This is a genomic window from Nostoc sp. KVJ3 (genome assembly GCF_026127265.1).
GTDB lineage: Bacteria > Cyanobacteriota > Cyanobacteriia > Cyanobacteriales > Nostocaceae > Nostoc.
Genome location: NZ_WWFG01000002.1, coordinates 1,673,395 through 1,692,300, shown reverse-complemented (window position 1 = coordinate 1,692,300; position 18,906 = coordinate 1,673,395). Strand labels below are relative to the sequence as shown.

Sequence of the window (18,906 nt, the reverse complement as noted above, 5' to 3'; positions counted from 1 at the left end):
TGACTTCTTAAAAAAGTCGGGGATTTCTTTATTCATAAATGGATTAAGTATGACTATAATCAATCCGGTTCGGTTAAGGTTATTTGATGAAAATATCTAGATTCCAAATCCGCGATAAATCACCGTCAGGACGAAGGACTGATGATTGTAAAGACGGCGATTTACCGCTTCTCCTGCCTTAACAGAACCGGATTTAGTAGGGCTATATCTCTAAATATATGCTTATCTAGCTAATTAATAAACATATATTTCAGATGTCTAATACATTTTATATAGCTATAAAATATATCTAAAGAAAAGAGTTTTTTGTGTAAAATATTGCACAATGATATTAGAGTTAAAAAAATGTTTTGTGTTCAAAAATCAACAAACTTTAGAACCAAGCCTATTTGGTGTTTTAATTGAAGCTAATAGCTTTTACTGTGGCATTCATTTAACTGAAATTAAGTTGCCTGAACAATGCGTTTTTTTAGGAATTCTCAGAGATAGTCAAGTCGTTTCAGCAACAGATAATCCTACTATTCTTGCTGAAGATTACATTTTAGCAATAGCAACCAATCCGATGATGATTCCGGCTCTCAAAGTAACTCTGAAAAAAATTCATTCTGTTGACTATTGCCTCAATATCTGCTTGTTAGAAGCTCGACCAACAACCAGTCAATTTGTTGATTCTGATGGAACAAATAGTTTCAATTCCACATATCATTAGATAGATGAACATTTACTTCTTCTCTTATCATGCACCTGACCCAAAGATGATTAAAGATTTAGGTGCTAATATTACAATCCAATTTAAGGGTGAAATTAGCGATATTCACTCTAAAGGTAATCAAATATTTTTTATCGAAACCCTGTTTATGGGTGGACAAAAAATTAGAGCCAATCATGCTATTCCCACTGAATCGATTGTAATTGTTGAAGCTCCACCCATATTACAAGGAGATTGGTTAGCGGCAGGAGTTGCTACGCTTTTGGTAACTCGAATGAAGCCAGAAACTACGGCTTGGGGTACTGTTATCCTCAACTATTCCAGATTAGTCCAGATTCATAAAATTGAAGTGATTACCTCTCCTTGGAGCAGCAACACCAATACAGACACAATTAGCGATCGGGCAGCAAGTGAAGAAAAGTTACAAATAGTCAATACTTCTAATTCCTTTTCCATCACAAATTTATTGCCAAAACTGAGATCGAAACCAAACAAAGCAGTAGTTTCTCCCTAGCTTTTGAAGATGTTTAATTTAGATGACCTTTACTAAATCTGAGTTCGACTAACTTTCTTGTTTTTAATATGCATACTTCGGAGTTTTTCCGACTTTATGTATCCGTCCAAAAAAGTGTTCATCAGTCTACCCTGATTGAAGCTGACCTAGTTAAGGCAACAGGTAATAACACAAAATCACAGGACGGAGACATTACTTTTGTAGCAGTGTTTTTGGCTCACATTACCTTCATGATTGTTTGGGGAACCTTGGTTTTTATTGTTTCATCTTTCTGTAAATCCGTAGAAGATCCCCCAGAAAATGCAGTGCCGCATAAAGATGAAAGAGTAAGCATCAAACATCTACAGCAACATCCCTGTAAAAGCTGCCAATTTTTTAATAACAACTCTTATCTAAAGTGTGCAGTCAATCCTGCCACGGCTCTAACTAAAGAAGCGATCAATTGCTCTGACTACAGTGCAAAATAGGTAAGGCGATCGCTTTATGCCCAGTTTTCCGATTATGCTCCAAGGCTTTGTGCAAATCTTTCTTACCTTGTTCTTAGTTGTGATGTCAGTACCAATGCTCGGAAACTACCTCGCTAAAGTCTTTTCTATGGAAAGAACCTGGCTTGATGTAGTAATGAACCCACTAGAGCGCTTAATTTATCTCTTCATTGGTATTGAACCGCAACAGAGCATGATTGGAAGAGAATATGCGATCGCTCTGTTACTCAGCAATACAGCAATGGCAGTTTTAGCATTACTACTACTGCTCTTTCAGAGTTTACTACCCTTGAACCCCACCAATTTAGGGATGCCCACTTGGGATACAGCACTGCACACCACCATTTCTTTCTTAGTTGCTGCCGATTTGCAACACTATGTACCAGAAACCACAATGTCCTACCTGAGCCAGATCGCAGCCTTGGGTTTCTTGATGTTTGTTGCACCTGCTACGGGATTAGCGGTGGGAATTGCCTTTATTCGCGGCTTAACAGGTAATCCTTTAGGTAACTTTTATGTAGATTTGACTCGCTCAATTACGCGAGTTTTGCTACCATTTGCGATCGCCAGTACGGTGTTATTGATGTTGGGCGGTGTGCCTCAAACCCTCGCCGGGCCAGTCAATTTTACCACCTTAGAGGGAGCAACCCAAGCGATCGCTCGTGGCCCCATTGCCCACTTTGAAAGCATCAAACTGCTGGGTGAAAACGGTGGAGCCTTCTTTGCAGGTAACTCTGCTCATCCCTTTGAAAATCCTAACGGCGGGACAAATTTGCTGCAAGTGGTAGCAATGTTGCTGATTCCCACAGCATTACTTCATACCTACGGTGTCTTCATCGGTAACTTAAAACAGAGTCGCCTACTGTTTTGGATGGTATTCGCCATTTTTGTAGTTTTAATTAGCATAACTGCGATCGGGGAATACCAAGGAAATCCCGCCGTGAATGCCCTCTTGGGTAGTCAGCAACCCAATTTGGAGGGAAAAGAAGTCCGGTTAGGCTGGGCGGAAACTGCCTTATTTGCCATCACCACAACAGCAACCATGACTGGTTCTGCTAATGGGATGTTCGACTCGCTGATGCCATCGGGCGGATTTTGTGCTTTGCTCAACCTATTTTTGCAAGTGATTTGGGGTGCGATGGGCACTGGGGCAGCTTCTTTGGTGGTGTATATGTTTTTGGCAGTATTCCTGACTGGCTTAATTGTGGGACGAACGCCAGAGTTTTTGGGACGAAAAATCGAAAAACGGGAAATTACTCTAGCAAGTGTAATTATTCTGATTCACCCATTATTAATTTTACTGCCCAGTGCTATTACTCTAGCTTTTCCTGACCAACTTGCAGGGATGAGTAATCCTGGCTTTCATGGTTTTACCCAGGTGATTTATGAATATGCATCGGCGGCAGCGGGTAACGGTTCCGGTTTTGAAGGCTTGGCAGATACCCAACCCGCCCCGACAGCTTTGTGGTGGAACCTGACAACAACATTTACCCTCTGGATGGGACGGTTTATTCCGATTGTTGCTTTGTTGCTACTAGCAGATAGCTTATCGTCTAAGCAATGCATACCTACCTCAAGCGCAACCTTAAATACAGATACCCAACTATTTATCAGTGTGACTGCTGCCACGATTTTAATTTTGGGAGCTTTGACATTTTTTCCTGTTTTGGTTCTAGGGCCTGTTGCGGAAGCCTTCCAAATTGCTATAGGAAGATAACCTTTAATTTCTCACTTTTAGACTGGAGTTGGTATTTATGAATCTCTTTTTACGACCCCTAATTCCAATGGCATTTGTCCTGACTCCCTCCTTGGTTAGCCAAGGGAATAATTTGCTTCAACAGTATGTAATTCAACAGCTTCAAGAAACCAGAAAGTGTTTTGGCTGTAATTTATCAGCAGTAAACCTTTCCGGGGCAAACTTACAAAAAATTGACTTGCGATCGGCAAATCTTCAGGGAGCTAACCTCAAAAATGCTAATCTCCGATATGCGAATTTAGAGTGGGCAGATATTCGGAATGCCAATCTTCAAGGAGCCGATCTAACTGGAGCGAACCTCAAGAATACATTGTTAGCTGATTCTGATTTACAAAAGGCAAATTTGTCAGCATCTAACCTAGAAGGAACCGATTTTAGGAATGCTAATCTTAGTTATGCTAATTTAATCAAAGCTTCAAAAAATAATGACATTCAAGGTCGTAATTCCATAACTCTCTGTGAAACAGTATTGCCAAGTGGAATGCTCTCAAATCGCTGTAATCAGCAACCAAATATCTAAAAAAATCAGGTTTTAGATAAATTATTTTTTCGCCAAAATAATCAGCTTAATATCATTGCTCTGGAGCAATCTCACCGTTAGTCGGTATTAGTCGGAAGTAAATTAATGATACAACCAACTTATCAAGATAAAAATAGCTTTCTCTACCCTCGAAGTCGCTACTACGGTCACTTGAAGCCAGAGAATCTAGTATTTAATGCTAACCTCCAAGAATTTGCTCAAAGAGTTAGCTACATCACTAATTTAGAAACTGCTGGAAAACTATCTACAGAAGAAGCCTTTAGTAAAATTGAGGCTCTTTGGAAACAGTTGGAAGGTAGTAAGAATAATCTGGGAATCGGTAGCGATTTACCAGTTTAATGTAGTTGACTAATCATGATATGCAACAGCAGTAATGCAGTGATTAGTAGACTGAAAACGTTTAAACCGAGTTTGAAAATTTCAAACTTAATTTGATCCCCCTAAACAAATTTTATGAAATCAAAAGAGACGATATTTGTTATTCCGACTCATCGATTGAGAGATGTAGCACAGACCATTGAAAAGTATGATGAAAATTTCTGGGCAAATGGTCATGCTGTAAAAATTATCGTCTTTGATGATTCCAGCATTGCCAACCACGAGAAATATTACCCACTTTTAGAGCAGACTAAGACAGTCAATGATGTGTATTATGTCGGCCCTCAGCAGAAAGAGCAATTTATTACATTTTTAAACGAAAGACTGCGCGATCGCAAGCTAGAATCACTCGTCAAGAACTTATTCCGACCTAGTTACGGTGGAAATCGCAACTTCACGCTAATGTATACCCTTGGGCATTTAATGGTCAGTGCCGATGACGATATGCGACCAGATGCATTGATTGAAACTAGCCCAGAATCTTTAACAGGCGACGAAATATGTCGAGGAAAATTAATCAAGTCCACCCAACAAGGCGGCTATGTCCATAAATCTTTTGACTTACTTACGGCTTTTGGTGATGTTCTAGGTAAAAAAGCCAGCCAAGTACCAGAAAACTTTGAAGCTGGAGAGTTGGTTGTTGATACAGCAATGGATTTAGAAACCAATACCACCAAGGGCTACTTTCGAGAAAACAGCCTCTTATTACAACAGGGAAGAGTCTTGAATAATGCGATCGTCAAGATTGCCCAGACTTTTCGTACAGGAACTAATGATATTGATACACTTGATTTTATTCACATGTATCTCAATGATGAAAATCAAATCAGTCCTAATGACCTGAATGATTATTATATTCTAACTAATTTTCGACCTGTCATTACCAACAAGAACTGGAGAATGGATTGTGGAGTCGCCGGATATGATAATCAGCTAGGTTTACCACCCTTTTTTCCTACTCGGCTTAGATTTGAAGATTATATCTATAGGATTTGGATACAGCAAGAGGGCATTGCAGCTGCCCACGTTGATGCTGTCCAGAACCATATTAGAAATAACTATATGCGTAATCCTCTCGCTAGTGAACTCTTTAATGAAGAAATATGTAGCTTGCTGAAAAGGAAGATTAAGAGCAGTGTTTATCATCTTGATGACCTGGGAATCAAGTTTGATTACTCTGGTGAGGTGACATTACAAGACTCTGAGGAAATCCTGGAAAAAATCTCTGCTATCCACACTCAGGTTGTCAAAGCCTCAATGTCTGCCCAGAACGAAGAACGTAAGCAGTCTCTCCAATTGTTTGCGGAGAACTTATCGAGAGTATTTTATGGGTTTGAACCCGACTTTTTTCAGCAAAACGTTTCTAGAATTATCGATGATGTGATTAGCCAATTTCACGGTTCTCTAGAAATATGGCCAACTCTAGTAGAAATCTGTTACTTCTACAAAGATAAAAAAGATTTACCGCAAATCCGAGTCAAAAACAAGAAGCTAAAGTCCAGGAATGGCTCAAAATTGAGCGAAATTCAAGCATAAGCTTTTAATCTGGCAAAGATTGCATCCGCAAGACTTTACGATTCTTCATCCGTAAAAATCTTGTCAAATATATCTTTCAGTTACTACAATCTGATAAGATTTTCAACAAGTAGAATAACTGCCAAAATGGTTCGGTTAAGTTTTATGGCAGTCATTGTTGAGTGTGTAGAGACGCGAAATTTCGAGTCTCTACATGGATAGCACATATATTCAAAATCTTATCCGAACCGAATTGGAATAAATACTTGTGCTCTTTTTCTTGAACCCAGTGATTTAGGGTCTTTTTTGGGAAAGGAAAATAAAAATGTCTCATCTATTATTGTGGAAAACTCTGGTACTAAGTCCAGTAGTTTTGGGAGTGACGGTGTTGGTTTCCGCTAGGGCTATAGCTACTGAAATAGCAAGCTCTTCTGAAAATATAAAGGTAAAAACGGCTCAGACAGAAGTACCAATAGCTTCTAATCCTGCAATATTCATTCCAACAAAGCAACCAAAAGTTAATCAGCAATTGGTTGCTCAAAAGACTGATGAAAACAAGGTTTTAGAAGACGTTAATCGCTACAGTGGCGAAGGTAATAACCAGAATTCCCTGTCTCAAGTCACATCAGTTTCTCAGTTTTCTGATGTCCAACCGACTGATTGGGCATTCCAAGCTTTGCAATCTCTGGTTGAACGCTATGGTTGTATTGCTGGATACCCCAATAGTACTTACAGAGGCAACCGGGCCCTGACTCGTTATGAATTTGCCGCAGGTTTAAATGCTTGTTTAGATAGAGTTAATGAACTGATTGCCACTGCAACTGCTGACTTGGTGACAAAACAGGATTTGGCAACCCTCCAGCGTTTACAAGAGGAATTCTCAGCCGAACTAACAACTTTGCGTGGTCGAGTCGATGCTGTCGAAGCACGGACTGCTGAACTGGAAGCGCATCAATTTTCTACTACAACCAAGCTAGTTGGTGAAGCAATTTTTGCCGTCACCGACAACTTTGGCAGCAACGACAACAACAACACTGTTTTTCAAGACAGGGTACGTTTAGACTTGCAAACCAGCTTTACAGGTAAAGATACCTTGCATACTAGGCTTGCAGCAGGGAATGCAACTCCTTTAAATTTACGAAATGGCACATTTGAAGGGACTCAAACCTTTAACCTATCCCCTACTACCAACAACGGTGTTTCTGTAGATTGGTTGTCCTATTACTTCCCCCTTGGCAACTCCCAAGTTTACGTTGCTGCGACTGGAGGTATTCACAGCGATTACGTTCCTACCGTCAACCCATACTTTGAGGATTATGATGGCGGTAACGGTGCTTTGTCTACCTTTGCCTCTGAAAGCCCAATTTATCGGATTGGCGGCGGTGCAGGTGCTGGCGTTAACTTAGCCTTTGGTAAAGGTGGCGGTGGCTTTCAACCTTCATTAACCCTTGGTTACTTGGCATCGGAAGCGAATAACCCTAACCCAGGTTCGGGTTTATTTGAGGGTAACTATGCCGCTTTAGGACAGTTGAACTTAAAAGTAGGCGATCGCATCACCTTAGCTGCAACCTACGTCCACGCATATAATAGCGCCAATAGCGTTCTATTCAACGCTGGTGGCACTAATCCTGTAGTTGGGACTTCACAAGCCAACTTTCTCGCCAACAGTACCCCTGGCATCGGTGGCATTGGTGTCGGTGGCAATCCATACGTAAGTAATTCTTACGGCTTTGAGGCTGCTTTCAAACCAAGTGATAAACTGTCGATTAGTGGCTTTGTACTTTACAGCAACATCACAGGACTTGGTGCTAATGATAATGGTGAAGTTTGGAGTTATGGGGCTGGGTTAGCTCTGCCAGACTTTGGTAAGAAGGGCAACGTTTTAGGACTTTTCGCAGGTGTTGAACCTTATATTGGAAGTAACACTGCTGATAAGCCATACCACTTTGAAGGTTTCTATAAGTATCGCGTAACCGACAATATCTCCATCACACCCGGAGTAATTTGGTTAACAAATCCTGGTCAAGTTACTGGTAATAACGATGATGCAATCATTGGTACACTGAGAACTACCTTTACCTTCTAAAGGCTAATCAAACAGGAGTCAGGAGTCAGACAATTTTGGATTTTGGATTTTGGATTTCGTCGTGAGCGCTACTTCTCTACGAGAGGCTGCGCCAACGACAACGCTCAGTACAAGTCAGTCGAACGATTTTAGATTGATTCCACGGATAAATCCGCTTGCTCCATACCATCGGAATCATTAGTCAGAATTTATTCTGAATTGTGAATTCTGACTCCTGAATTCTTCTTGACAAGTATCCTAAATGCGAAAACTTTACCCACCCATTGAGCCTTACCTAGAAGGTAGCTTAAAGGTTTCCGAGCTTCATACCATCCATTTTGAAGAATCAGGAAACCCCCAAGGTCAACCAATCGTTTTGCTACATGGCGGCCCTGGTGGTGGATGTCCACCTTTTTATCGACAATATTTTCACCCAGAAAAATGGCGGATAGTAATGTTTGACCAGCGTGGTTGTGGTCAAAGTACACCCCATGCTGAATTACGAGAAAACACCACCTGGGATTTAGTCAGTGATATCGAAAAACTGCGCCAACATTTAGGTATAGAAAAGTGGGCAGTCTTCGGTGGTAGTTGGGGTAGCACTTTATCATTAGCCTACAGTCAAACCCATCCCTCTCGCTGCACGGGATTAATTCTCCGTGGCATCTTTATGCTGAGGCAAAAAGAGTTGCGATGGTTCTACCAAGAGGGTGCTAGCTATATTTTTCCTGATGCTTGGGAAGAATATCTCAAACCAATTGCGATCGCCGAACGTGATAATCTGATTGCAGCATATTACAAACGCCTAACCAGTCCAGATTTAGAAATTCAATTAGCAGCAGCTCGGTCTTGGTCAATTTGGGAAGCTAGTACCAGTAGACTTTTTTTAGACCCAGAGCTTATGCAAAAGTTTGGCGAGAGTGAATTTGCTTCAGCTTTCGCACGTATTGAATGCCATTATTTTATGAATAAGGGCTTTTTAGAAACTGAAGATCAATTACTTTTAAATATAGACCGTATCCGCCATATTCCGGCTGTAATTGTTCAGGGACGCTATGATGTCGTCTGCCCGATGATATCAGCTTGGGAATTACATCGCGCTTGGCCAGAAGCCGAATTTATAGTGGTTCCTGATGCCGGACATTCGATGAGTGAACCGGGAATTTGCAGTGGTTTGATTCAAGCAACAGATAATATCGAATTCGGTTGAATACTTTCGTCTCTGGAATGGAGAGGTGTCAGACTAAACCCACAGCAACGCTAATCCTTATGAATTTGGAAACTTATACTGTATATGAAGCATCAATGTAAGTAGTTCACTACAAAAAAAGATATGCGAATTCTAATTGTGGAAAGCAGTATGTTGTTACTCCTGACTGTGATGACAACTGGCTGTGTCGGTTCTGACTCTGTAACAAAACAACCACAAGCTTTACCAGCAACCACTGAACAGCCGCCGAAAGAAGCTGTGTTGAACTCAACACCTACATCCACAGGAAAAACTACAGACAATTCTACCCCTCAAGCCACTATTGCCACGAATTCGACGCGCTGTGAAACTAGCCAATTGTCAGTGCGTCGAGTCTCCCAAGATGCTGGCGTTGGAAATGTTGGACTCACCTACGCCTTCACCAATAATTCCTCATCCCCTTGCACCCTCTACGGTTATCCAGGATTAGCGCTACTAGATGCAAAAGGTCAGCCTTTGGAGGGGGTTAAAGTTATTCGCTCCAAAGACACTTATTTTTCAAGTAAGCAACCTCGACAAGAAGTAACTCTAGCTCCTGGAAAACAAGCCTCATTCCAGGTCGCATACAACCACATTAGTTCCCCACAGGATAACTGCCCAATCTCTAGTAAGATTGAAATCACACCTCCTAATGCTTACCAACACCTTACCCTCACAGAAGAAATCAAACCTTGTACAGGCAAAGTTAGAGTGACTCCAGTGCGGGCCGTCTTGTAAATTTATGTAATTTACTCAAAGATCCAAAAATAGCATAAATTTGATTAGAGCCTCTGATAAGTCCAGGATTGTACTGTTCAAAAAGGTTAAAAATTTTATGCAAGGAATTGATGTTGCCGATCAAGACGGCAGAGTAGATTGGACAGCTGTAAAAAACTCTGGTAAAACCTTTGCCTTTGTCAAAGCCACGGAAGGAGTTAGCATTAAAGACTCTGCTTTTACTCATCACTGGCAGACCATGAGAACCGTTGGTATTATTCGGGGTGCTTATCATTTCTTTCACCCCCGTACATCTGACCCGGTTCAGCAAGCAAAGGAATTCTTAAACAAGTTGGGGCAATTAGAATCTGGAGACTTACCACCTGTTCTGGATATAGAGGTAACTGACAATGCAAATAGCCAAGCTGTAATTAATGCAGCGAAGCAGTGGTTGGCAGAAGTAGAAAAAGCCCTTTTACAACAAACAAAAAAACGAATCAAACCAATCATTTATACTTCCCCCAGTTTCTGGGAAGAACTTGGCAATCCATCTGATTTTGCTAGCTATCCATTATGGATTGCCCACTATGGAACCCAGAACCCAAGTATTCCTAGCCCTTGGCAAAGGCAATACCTTATCCATCAATATGCAGGTGATGTATCTGGTGTTGCTGGTGTTAGTGGTCGAGCCGATTTGAATAGATTTAATGGATTGCAGCTAGGAGATTCTGGGTTAAGAGTCACACAATTACAACAGCAACTAAAAGATATTGGATTATATACTGATGCCATTGATGGGCATTTCTCCGAGTCAGTTAAGAATGCAATTGTTAGTTTCCAAACATCTAAGAAATTGCAAGCTGATGGAATTGTTGGTATTAAAACTTGGGTAGCTTTGCTGTGGATTTAGAACGGATTGTATACTCAATAAATGGGAGCATCCCAATTCAAGCAAATTTACCAAAATCGTTACAAGTCATTGTGAGCGTAATGAAATGGAGGGAAGCAATCGCAGTATCTAAACTTTGCGTTCGCGAAGCGTGTCCGAATGACTTATGCTTCATTCTGCTTCACTTCATTCGCAATGACAATATATTTGATAAATTTGCAAAATTGGGATGCTCCCTCGTTTACTGATTTTGATTAGTGAGTTTAGTTGTTTGAAATATAGCTACTTATTGAAAATCCCTGACGTTAGTCTGAAGGCTTTTCAATAAGTAGCTAGCTGTGAATAAATTCAAGTTTGTAGTAAGAGATTTTCGTGCTGAAAAACCTTACTAGGAGCGATGAATTACTAATTAAGATGGATGTTAAATTATGCTTATTTACTTAGTAGTTCGGACTAATATTTGATTTCTGAACAAATCTCCATACACTCATTTGTTCCCTGTTCCCTGTTATCTACCTACGCAGATAAATTCAAAAATCAAAGTGGATTCCTATATATCTCTATATATGACTAGCATCTTGAAATGCACAAAAGTGAGATTCGACTTGGAAAAAACCTTTCAGAATTCGTTTGAGTGAATTAAACTTAATCCACCTGATAGCTGTAGTTACTTCTACCCACTGCCGTTTTCTTTTGCTCGCTTCTGGATAATCTTCACTTAGCATCTCGACTGGTAATAAATACATTTTGACCCGGTAATGTTTACCTCCTTTGCGGTACTTGTAAGTTCCCAGTTCATTCACGTCTACCTGCCCAATCACCCCTGCTTCTTCCCATGCTTCTTTTGCTGCTGACGCAGGTGGACTCATGCCGTTAGGAATATCTCCTTTGGGAATCACCCAGTGTTGAAAGTTACGGGTTGTGATTAGCAAGATTTCAATCTTGCCATTGTTCACTCTATAAGGAATCACCCCAGACTGTTTAAATACTTTGCTGACTCTTCGACTCATGTAATTTGCATCCTGTACAGTCTAGCTTTTTTGTATAGTGTTTATTTCAAAAAGTCTAGCGCTGATACCGGATAAATCTTGGTTAAATTTAGGTTATAAGAAGATTAAAATAGTATGTAGTTTTGCGTAAGTCCTAAACTTGTGTCTACACCATAGCCTCTTGATAGATATAGGAATCCGGTTTGATTTAGAGAAAAGATACGTAGGGGAGCTAGTCGCGTGGTGAGGCAGTTCCTTCTGGGAGTTTCCCCCAGAAGGAACTGCCGAAAGGGTTTCCCACGCCACTTGCCACAACAGGGGGAACCTCCCTTCGGGTGGGAGCAACGCGAAAAAGTGAGATCCTCGTGAAATAGGCTTTCTTAGGCAGGGGGAGCAGGGGGAGCAGGGGAGCAGGGGAGTAGGGGGAGTAAAGAGGCAAATAAGCGTATTTTTTACGACCGTTACAGATTGCTTCTACATTTATTTCTTTCTCTTCCCCTGCTTCCCCTGCCTCCCCTGCCTCCCCTGCCTCCCCTACAATACCTAATTTTGTTCAAAAATCAAATATGATTCCTATAGTTGAATCCTTACCCTTTAACTACAGGTAGCAGCGGAAGCCGAGTTAACCCTTGTTAAATCGCTAGTAAATACTGCTGTGTATATATAAGGTGATGGGCCAGAACAAGTCATGGAGTTGGTATTAGCTTTCCGGGGAGTCCACCATGACTTTGCCTCTACAGTCAAATTTGTGCCATTCCATGATAGGGTTCTAACAACTAAAGAGTTAGTTTGTCCATTATCTGCTTTTTTGGCAGATAAAAATGTGGCATAGGAAACTTGTCCATTAGCTGGATTAATCCGGGCTATAACTGCGACTTTTGGCCCGCCTCCGCTACCATAGCTCCCCAACCAACGCCCAGTAGCAAAGCGGCGAAAATCATTACCAGGCTGACTCCCAGTGGAAGAGTAAACGCCATATAAAACATCTCCCCCATTCCAATACAATCCGTAACCTGTACCGTCGTCATTTGTTGTTTCGTAGTCAGTCCGACACCATGCTTTAATACCATTATTAAAACGGATGGTTACAGGGTTTTTGTTATTAGATGATACTTGCTGATAACCAATGTAAAAAGATGTAGTTCCATTAACTACTCTGGGGCCATTTTTAGCTTTGATTGTCGCTTCACTATCATTGCAACTGAATGTCACAGCACTACCGATAGATGAATTGACAGTTTCAGCAAAAGCTGGGGGAGCTTTTTGTGTGATGACTAAATCAGCTACTAATACTAGAGATAAAGAGAAACCTGCCAAATATTTCTGAAATTTTTGAGAATAAATCATGGTATGAACCTGCTGAGAACTTGTAAGGGAAAACACCGTATCACTATAAACTCTAATGAGGGTTTAAACAAGCAAAATTATTGAAATTCGCAGATTGTAGTATTCTCAAAATCATGACAAATGAGACTATACTACAAAATGCACAAGATAATATGCATGATGTTGCATGATATTAACTGTATATAAACATCTCTTACCTAAGAGCATTATTTAACAGATTAAAGAATAATTCAGAATCAACAATCTGAATCAAGATGCTCTATATGAGAAGCTTCTCAAATGTTTTTATGCACACCAAATCCATGATTTTATGAGGGCAATCACTCAGTTTGTTAAGATACTTTTTCGCTCAGAATTAACAATTAATTCTCATGAATAGTACCAATATTTATGTTGGATAAATTGCGATCGCACCAGTCATCAACAAATAGTTGTAATGAACAAATAGCATTTGCTCATTCTCTATATCTATTGCTCTTGGAATCAATTGTTTTCAGTCTAGAGGAACTTAGTTCAGCTTTTTCTAGAACATAGATATATTTTTGAGAGAGGGTTATAGAGTTAGTTTGACTTAGTAAAGCTGTTTTTTGGTTCAGTAAAATTCGTGAATAATTTTATTGATTATAAAATTAATATATACATCTGGGTAATTTCTCTTAATTGAGATATTGCATCTAGTTTTTTTGGATGATTAGCTTATTCACCATAGGAGTCATATTTGATTTTTGAAATATAATAGGACTTATGCAAGAGTTACGGAATAACGAACCGCAGAGGCAATAGAGTTGCCAGTGCATTGGGCGGGTTCCCCGACTTGTCGCAACTGGCGCGACACGGAGAAATCAGAGTTTGATATATATTTTGCGTAAGTCCTATATAAGTAACCATGCAGAATTAATTACAGTCATTGCGAGCGAAGGGGTACGCTCCATTCGCAAAGTCAGTATTTCTGCTTAAGAGGTTGTTTGAAAAGTCCTATTGTTTGTAGCAAAAATTTTAGATCCCCCTAAATCCCCCTTAAAAAGGGGGACTTTAAGAAGTTTTCCCCCCTTTTTAAGGGGGGCTAGGGGGGATCAACAGGTGCTTAAAATCACAGCTAACCACTTTTCAAACAACCTCTAAGGGAGTTGGACTCAGATTTGTTTTAAAAAATTCTCTTAATTTGGTTACATTTTTTTAGCAAATAAATGCTGCTTCACCACGTCTAAACGCGAACAATTCCAATAATCGACATGGGAGACAATCAAACCATCAGAGTTAAGACCTAATTCACTTGAACCTGGAATAGAGATTCGTGGTTTCCAGGGGAGAGGTGTATTCCAACTGAGTGTCCACTCAGTTTTTATTGTGTCTCCTAAACGTTGAATATTATGTAAGTCCATCTTGGGATTTAAAAACCAAGTTTGGATAAAATTAATCATTTCTTTATAACGTTTAACACCATGAAATTTATTTAGTGGATCTTGAAAATAAACATCTGGAGCGTAAATGTTGTAAGTTTGATTTATGGGGAATCTTTGATAGTCTTCTTTGAGAATTTCAATTATATTCATAATATATACATTCCTTTAATATAAAAATGCAGCACCGATATAAATCTCTATTAAAAATTTAAATTAATCTTCATTCCATAGGCGTTCTAACTGATGCTGCCAAGTAGCTAGAACTTCTTCTCTTGCCTCTGAAGATTGGTTTATTTCGCCCATCAATCCTTCTGCATAAAAGCGTTCCAAGCTTTGCATAGTAGCTTGTAGAGATTGTCCTTGCTGCTTGGCTGCCTGAATAATTTGCCTGATGCGGCTTTCAACTAGTCGATTAAAGACATTATTTAATCCATCCTGATGGAGAGATACAAGTCGGTTGATTGCATTGGACAAATCTGCACTCATTAAACTGCCACTTTGATGTTGAAATACCCCCCAAATTACTCCTTCATATAAAGCGTAATGGACTTCTTGAGTGTCATCAAAGTTGGCTTCTAGGAACTGTTCTAAAAATGGTTGCCCTGACTCTGCGGGTACAATAGGCAGTAAAACTCTTAGCCAAGTATTATCTTCGGAAAGCAGCACCAACAGCCTAAATGTTGAAGTGTCTACTTGCCACGAGCCAGGAGCGATCGCAGTAACAACCGATGTGTTAAATAATTTCGTTAGCATCTCCGCAATTTCTTCGGATGTCATAAACCTTGATTAGATATAGCTAACCTCTAGATTAGCGCAGAGATGCATCTAAGTACCAGGGTAGCACACTTAAGTGTACTACCCCCCAAATTAGTGTATTCCTAGATCATTGAATTGCTCAAAAATACGATACCGATCGCACACAAAGCGAAGCCAGCAATGCTCATTTTCCAGGGTAAAATTCGGTTTATTTCTCCCATACCCATTGCAGTACCAATTTCTCTGGCAGTCATGGCAACCGCAAATAGAGTTAAGGTTATGCCTAGTATATAGGCAATTAGTGGCATCATTCCTGCTCCAATAATAGATTCAGCATTGGTGTAACCCTGAAATAAACCAGCACTGATGCCCAACAGAGCAAGTACTATAAAGTTTGGTTGATTTGGCATCATCAGCATAGTACCAAAAACGATGCTAGAAATGGCGATCGCTATTTCTATGCCTGGTAAATTTAGCTGGAATAGATGAATTACAATGCCCAATATTGCTGCTAAGACAAAATATGCAGCGATCGCAGCGCCACGAACAAACATAGATGAGAGTAAGCCAATAGCAATAATACTCACTAAACAATTTAAGCTAATTACTGGATCTGCCAATCCCCAGACAAAGCCTTCCCAGCAGTTAGTGATGGTATGGTTAAGTGGAGTTCCACTCAATGAACTCAGTAAGCTAATTAAAATTAAAGCTGCGATCGCTCCGATATGGCGATCGGCTAGCTTCGAGGTATAAAATTCGTGTGAAGCACGGAATTGCGATAATTTAGTTTTGAACATCACTATATGCCAAATTAGTTTCTTCGGTAATTTATACTACCCACCTATTAAAAAAACTAACGTGGTAATTACACCGCCTTGTACTAGCTTTATGAAGTTATACAAAGCCACGGTTATTGAAAAGTATAACGGGCGGCGTAGCCTCTTGTAGAAAAGCCCGTCCCGATATCGCTACTAAAATTATCAACATTTGATATTTAAGAAGGTATCTAATCGACTGCAAATATAGTTTAAAAATCTAGCTGTAATTTCCTTTTATTTGAGTACTTTCTCTCAGATATAATGCTCTCCTTTACCTAACCTAAAACTTATCTTAATTGAACTCTATTAAAAAGAAGATTAATCTATAAAGTACCTTCATTGGAAGAGAGAATGAAATTCATTAAATTTCAACTACTTAGTGTTGCTCTCATCTTCTTTGTATGGATTAGCCCACTGCACGCTAGTCCAATAGCTCAATTGCCAACTTCTTTACTTCCAGTTTCACAACAGGAAACAACATCTCTAAAAAGTTCCCAGGATGTATTGACTGTTGCAACTTTTAATGTGGAGAATTTAGACCCGAAAGATCAACGCTTTGATAATATTGCCAAAATTATTGGCAATAATTTGAACGCACCAGATGTCATCAGTTTGGTTGAAGTTCAGGATAACAACGGGCCAGTCGATGATGACGTTGTGGATGCAAACGAGACTTACCAAAAACTGATTACTGCGCTCAAAAATATCGGTAGTCCAGCATACGACTTTGTTGAGATTGCACCCAGCGACGACCAAGATGGTGGAGAACCTGGAGGTAATATCCGTGTCGGTTTATTGTTTCAACCCAGCCGGATAACTCTAGCAAAACTGCCTAGAAAAGGTGGTTCATTAGATGCTGTGGCTATTACTCAAGGTGCAAATGGTCTTGACCTTTCACTCAATCCAGGTCGGATTGACCCTACCAATAGTGCTTTCGAGGCAAGCCGTAAACCACTGGCGACAGAATTTATTTTTAATGGTCAAAAAGTGTTTATCATTGCTAATCACTTTGTTTCTAAAAAGGGAGGTTCGCCTACTGATGTGAAACGAGTCAAACAAGCCGAAATCGTTAATGAATTCGTAGGACAAATACTAGAAGCTGATCCGCAAGCGAAAGTAATTGTACTAGGTGACTTAAACGATTTACCAGATTCTCTACCTCTGAAGACCTTGAAGGGTAACATTCTGGAAAATCTGACCGATAGTTTACCTGCTAGCGATCGCTTTAGTTTCAAATTTAGTGGAAATCTTGAACTTATTGACCATTTGTTGGTCAGTCAAAATCTTTCTCGTCTTGCTCAACCGAAAATTGACATTGTGCATGTCAACGTTGGCTTTACTAAGCCTGTCAGCGACCACGATCCTGTGATTGCAGCATTTACATTACCTGCGAACCAGTCCACCTCTGACACAACTCCTCCCGTTACCCAATCCACTCCTGTAAGTGATTCGGCAATTATATTGCCTCAATTATCCAAAGTTGCTCTAGTTGAAGAACTAGCTAAAGAGTATACGCCTAGCAAAACTTTGAACTACGATCGCGCAAAAGACGAAATGTTTGGCATTATTGACAACCAAGCAGGTATTGTCACAGATATCTATGCTAGCTACCAAATTCGTTTAAATGGTAATGGCGATCCTAGTCAGGAAGCTGACAAGTTAGGACTGAATACCGAACACGTTTGGCCACAAAGTAAAGGGGCTGATAACGGTAATCCCAAAAGTGACTTGCACCATCTATTTCCGGCACGCGAAGATATTAATAGTGAGCGAGGAAATAAACCCTTCGACGATATAGCTGACACCAAGACTAAAAAATGGTATCGAGATGATACTGTTCAATCTACAATTCCTACAAGTGCAATTGACGAGTTTAGCGAATCATCACCTGCTAAATTTGAGCCTAGAGAGAAAGTAAAAGGGGATATAGCTAGAGCAGTGTTCTACTTTTACACTATTTACCGGAATCAGGCTGAGAAAATAGACCGAAATTACTTTCAGAATCAGCGTCCTACTTTGTGTAAATGGAATCAGCAAGACCTACCTGATATTACTGAAATAGAACGCAGTCATGCGATCGCTGATTTTCAAGGTAATGATAATCCTTTCGTTCTAGATGTCACATTAGCAGAACGGGCATACTGTGATTCTTGAAACGTTAGTGTTTTATACCGTTTCTTTGTGAAGCTGCATATATTTACCCCTCGGCTACGCCGTCCCCCCGATGTGTTGGGGGACTTATTATGTGCATCTTCATAAAGAACTGGTATTAGATACCCATCTTCAGCTCGACTTTATCCAAAATTAAGAACTTGGTTCTCTTGTATCGACAAAACCCTAGCTTTTTGGCAAAAAAGTAAAACTACCGTAGCACGAGGCCTTCAGCATGAGCTTGAGCTTTGCCAAAAAATGGATAAAGTCGAGTTCAGAACGTAGCAGAAAAGTATTGTAACCTGCTTGTGCGATCGCCTGTTTGCGTTCAGCGCGAGTAGTGATTTTTATATGGCTCCGCCCAAGAGCAACAGCGGCACGGGGTCATAGATTTATTGCTGCTTCATGCAAGCCGAATATTTTGCATACCATTTTGGGTGCTAATACTTGCTGTTGCCAAGATTGTCATAATTAGTTTTATATTAATTGTGTTTATTTTCAAATCTAGATAAATCAAGAGTGAAAGTGAAACATAATCACTATTTAAGTAGTTTTTGATTTGAGAAACATTACCTTTTATACATGATTAAGAAAACGTTAAGAATTCTCTCAAAATCACCAAATTTCTAAATGTAAACAGTTACG

General features: G+C 40.0%; 17 protein-coding genes. 12 read left to right on the top strand and 5 right to left on the bottom strand.

Annotated elements, in window-relative coordinates:
• Positions 1 to 352 precede the first annotated feature (352 nt).
• The 11 genes from GTQ43_RS23325 (at position 353) to GTQ43_RS23275 (ending at position 10,818) form a co-directional block, all read left to right on the top strand.
• On the top strand, positions 353 to 709 hold the full coding sequence (locus GTQ43_RS23325) for a TrkA C-terminal domain-containing protein (RefSeq protein ID WP_265275108.1): 357 nt from the start codon (positions 353 to 355) through the stop codon (positions 707 to 709).
• Positions 710 to 713: 4 nt separating this feature from the next.
• Positions 714 to 1,223, top strand: a complete 510-nt coding sequence (locus tag GTQ43_RS23320; protein WP_265275107.1) for a hypothetical protein — start codon at positions 714 to 716, stop codon at positions 1,221 to 1,223.
• A gap of 68 nt (positions 1,224 to 1,291) precedes the next feature.
• Positions 1,292 to 1,690: a hypothetical protein gene (locus GTQ43_RS23315; protein ID WP_265275106.1), complete on the top strand. Its 399-nt coding sequence runs from the start codon at positions 1,292 to 1,294 to the stop codon at positions 1,688 to 1,690.
• A gap of 34 nt (positions 1,691 to 1,724) precedes the next feature.
• Positions 1,725 to 3,425 carry a potassium-transporting ATPase subunit KdpA gene (gene kdpA, locus GTQ43_RS23310; protein WP_265276525.1) on the top strand — a complete coding sequence of 567 codons (1,701 nt, stop codon included), beginning with the start codon at positions 1,725 to 1,727 and terminating at the stop codon, positions 3,423 to 3,425.
• A gap of 37 nt (positions 3,426 to 3,462) precedes the next feature.
• Entirely contained in the window at positions 3,463 to 3,984 is a 522-nt protein-coding gene (locus GTQ43_RS23305; RefSeq protein WP_265275105.1) for a pentapeptide repeat-containing protein, read from the top strand.
• 105 nt (positions 3,985 to 4,089) lie between these two features.
• Positions 4,090 to 4,344, top strand: coding sequence for a hypothetical protein (locus GTQ43_RS23300; RefSeq protein WP_265275104.1), 255 nt, complete (start codon positions 4,090 to 4,092; stop codon positions 4,342 to 4,344).
• Positions 4,345 to 4,458: 114 nt separating this feature from the next.
• A complete protein-coding gene (locus GTQ43_RS23295; RefSeq protein ID WP_265275103.1) occupies positions 4,459 to 5,919 on the top strand; it encodes a hypothetical protein in 1,461 nt (486 codons plus the stop codon).
• Between the two features lie 304 nt (positions 5,920 to 6,223).
• Positions 6,224 to 7,984 (top strand): iron uptake porin, encoded by a 1,761-nt coding sequence (locus GTQ43_RS23290; protein WP_265275102.1) that lies wholly within the window; start codon positions 6,224 to 6,226, stop codon positions 7,982 to 7,984.
• 241 nt (positions 7,985 to 8,225) lie between these two features.
• Positions 8,226 to 9,173: a prolyl aminopeptidase gene (gene pip / locus GTQ43_RS23285; RefSeq protein ID WP_265275101.1), complete on the top strand. Its 948-nt coding sequence runs from the start codon at positions 8,226 to 8,228 to the stop codon at positions 9,171 to 9,173.
• Between the two features lie 123 nt (positions 9,174 to 9,296).
• Positions 9,297 to 9,929: a DUF4232 domain-containing protein gene (locus tag GTQ43_RS23280; protein ID WP_265275100.1), complete on the top strand. Its 633-nt coding sequence runs from the start codon at positions 9,297 to 9,299 to the stop codon at positions 9,927 to 9,929.
• A gap of 97 nt (positions 9,930 to 10,026) precedes the next feature.
• Positions 10,027 to 10,818, top strand: coding sequence for a GH25 family lysozyme (locus GTQ43_RS23275; protein WP_265275099.1), 792 nt, complete (start codon positions 10,027 to 10,029; stop codon positions 10,816 to 10,818).
• Between the two features lie 539 nt (positions 10,819 to 11,357).
• Here GTQ43_RS23275 and GTQ43_RS23270 read toward each other — a convergent pair.
• The 5 genes from GTQ43_RS23270 to GTQ43_RS23250 form a co-directional block, all read right to left on the bottom strand.
• Positions 11,358 to 11,807: an NUDIX hydrolase gene (locus tag GTQ43_RS23270; RefSeq protein ID WP_265275098.1), complete on the bottom strand. Its 450-nt coding sequence runs from the start codon at positions 11,805 to 11,807 to the stop codon at positions 11,358 to 11,360.
• Between the two features lie 573 nt (positions 11,808 to 12,380).
• The gene (locus GTQ43_RS23265; RefSeq protein WP_265275097.1) at positions 12,381 to 13,133 is read right to left on the bottom strand and encodes a hypothetical protein; all 753 of its coding nucleotides are present in this window, start codon (positions 13,131 to 13,133) and stop codon (positions 12,381 to 12,383) included.
• Between the two features lie 1,166 nt (positions 13,134 to 14,299).
• Complete coding sequence (locus GTQ43_RS23260) at positions 14,300 to 14,686, bottom strand: DUF2358 domain-containing protein (protein WP_265275096.1); 387 nt, start codon at positions 14,684 to 14,686, stop codon at positions 14,300 to 14,302.
• A gap of 63 nt (positions 14,687 to 14,749) precedes the next feature.
• Complete coding sequence (locus tag GTQ43_RS23255; RefSeq protein WP_265275095.1) at positions 14,750 to 15,313, bottom strand: leucine zipper domain-containing protein; 564 nt, start codon at positions 15,311 to 15,313, stop codon at positions 14,750 to 14,752.
• 101 nt (positions 15,314 to 15,414) lie between these two features.
• Positions 15,415 to 16,089, bottom strand: a complete 675-nt coding sequence (locus tag GTQ43_RS23250; protein ID WP_265275094.1) for a HupE/UreJ family protein — start codon at positions 16,087 to 16,089, stop codon at positions 15,415 to 15,417.
• A 372-nt stretch (positions 16,090 to 16,461) separates the two neighbouring features.
• Between GTQ43_RS23250 and GTQ43_RS23245 the strand changes: the two genes are divergently transcribed.
• The gene (locus GTQ43_RS23245; RefSeq protein ID WP_265275093.1) at positions 16,462 to 18,264 is read left to right on the top strand and encodes an endonuclease; all 1,803 of its coding nucleotides are present in this window, start codon (positions 16,462 to 16,464) and stop codon (positions 18,262 to 18,264) included.
• Positions 18,265 to 18,906: the final 642 nt, after the last annotated feature.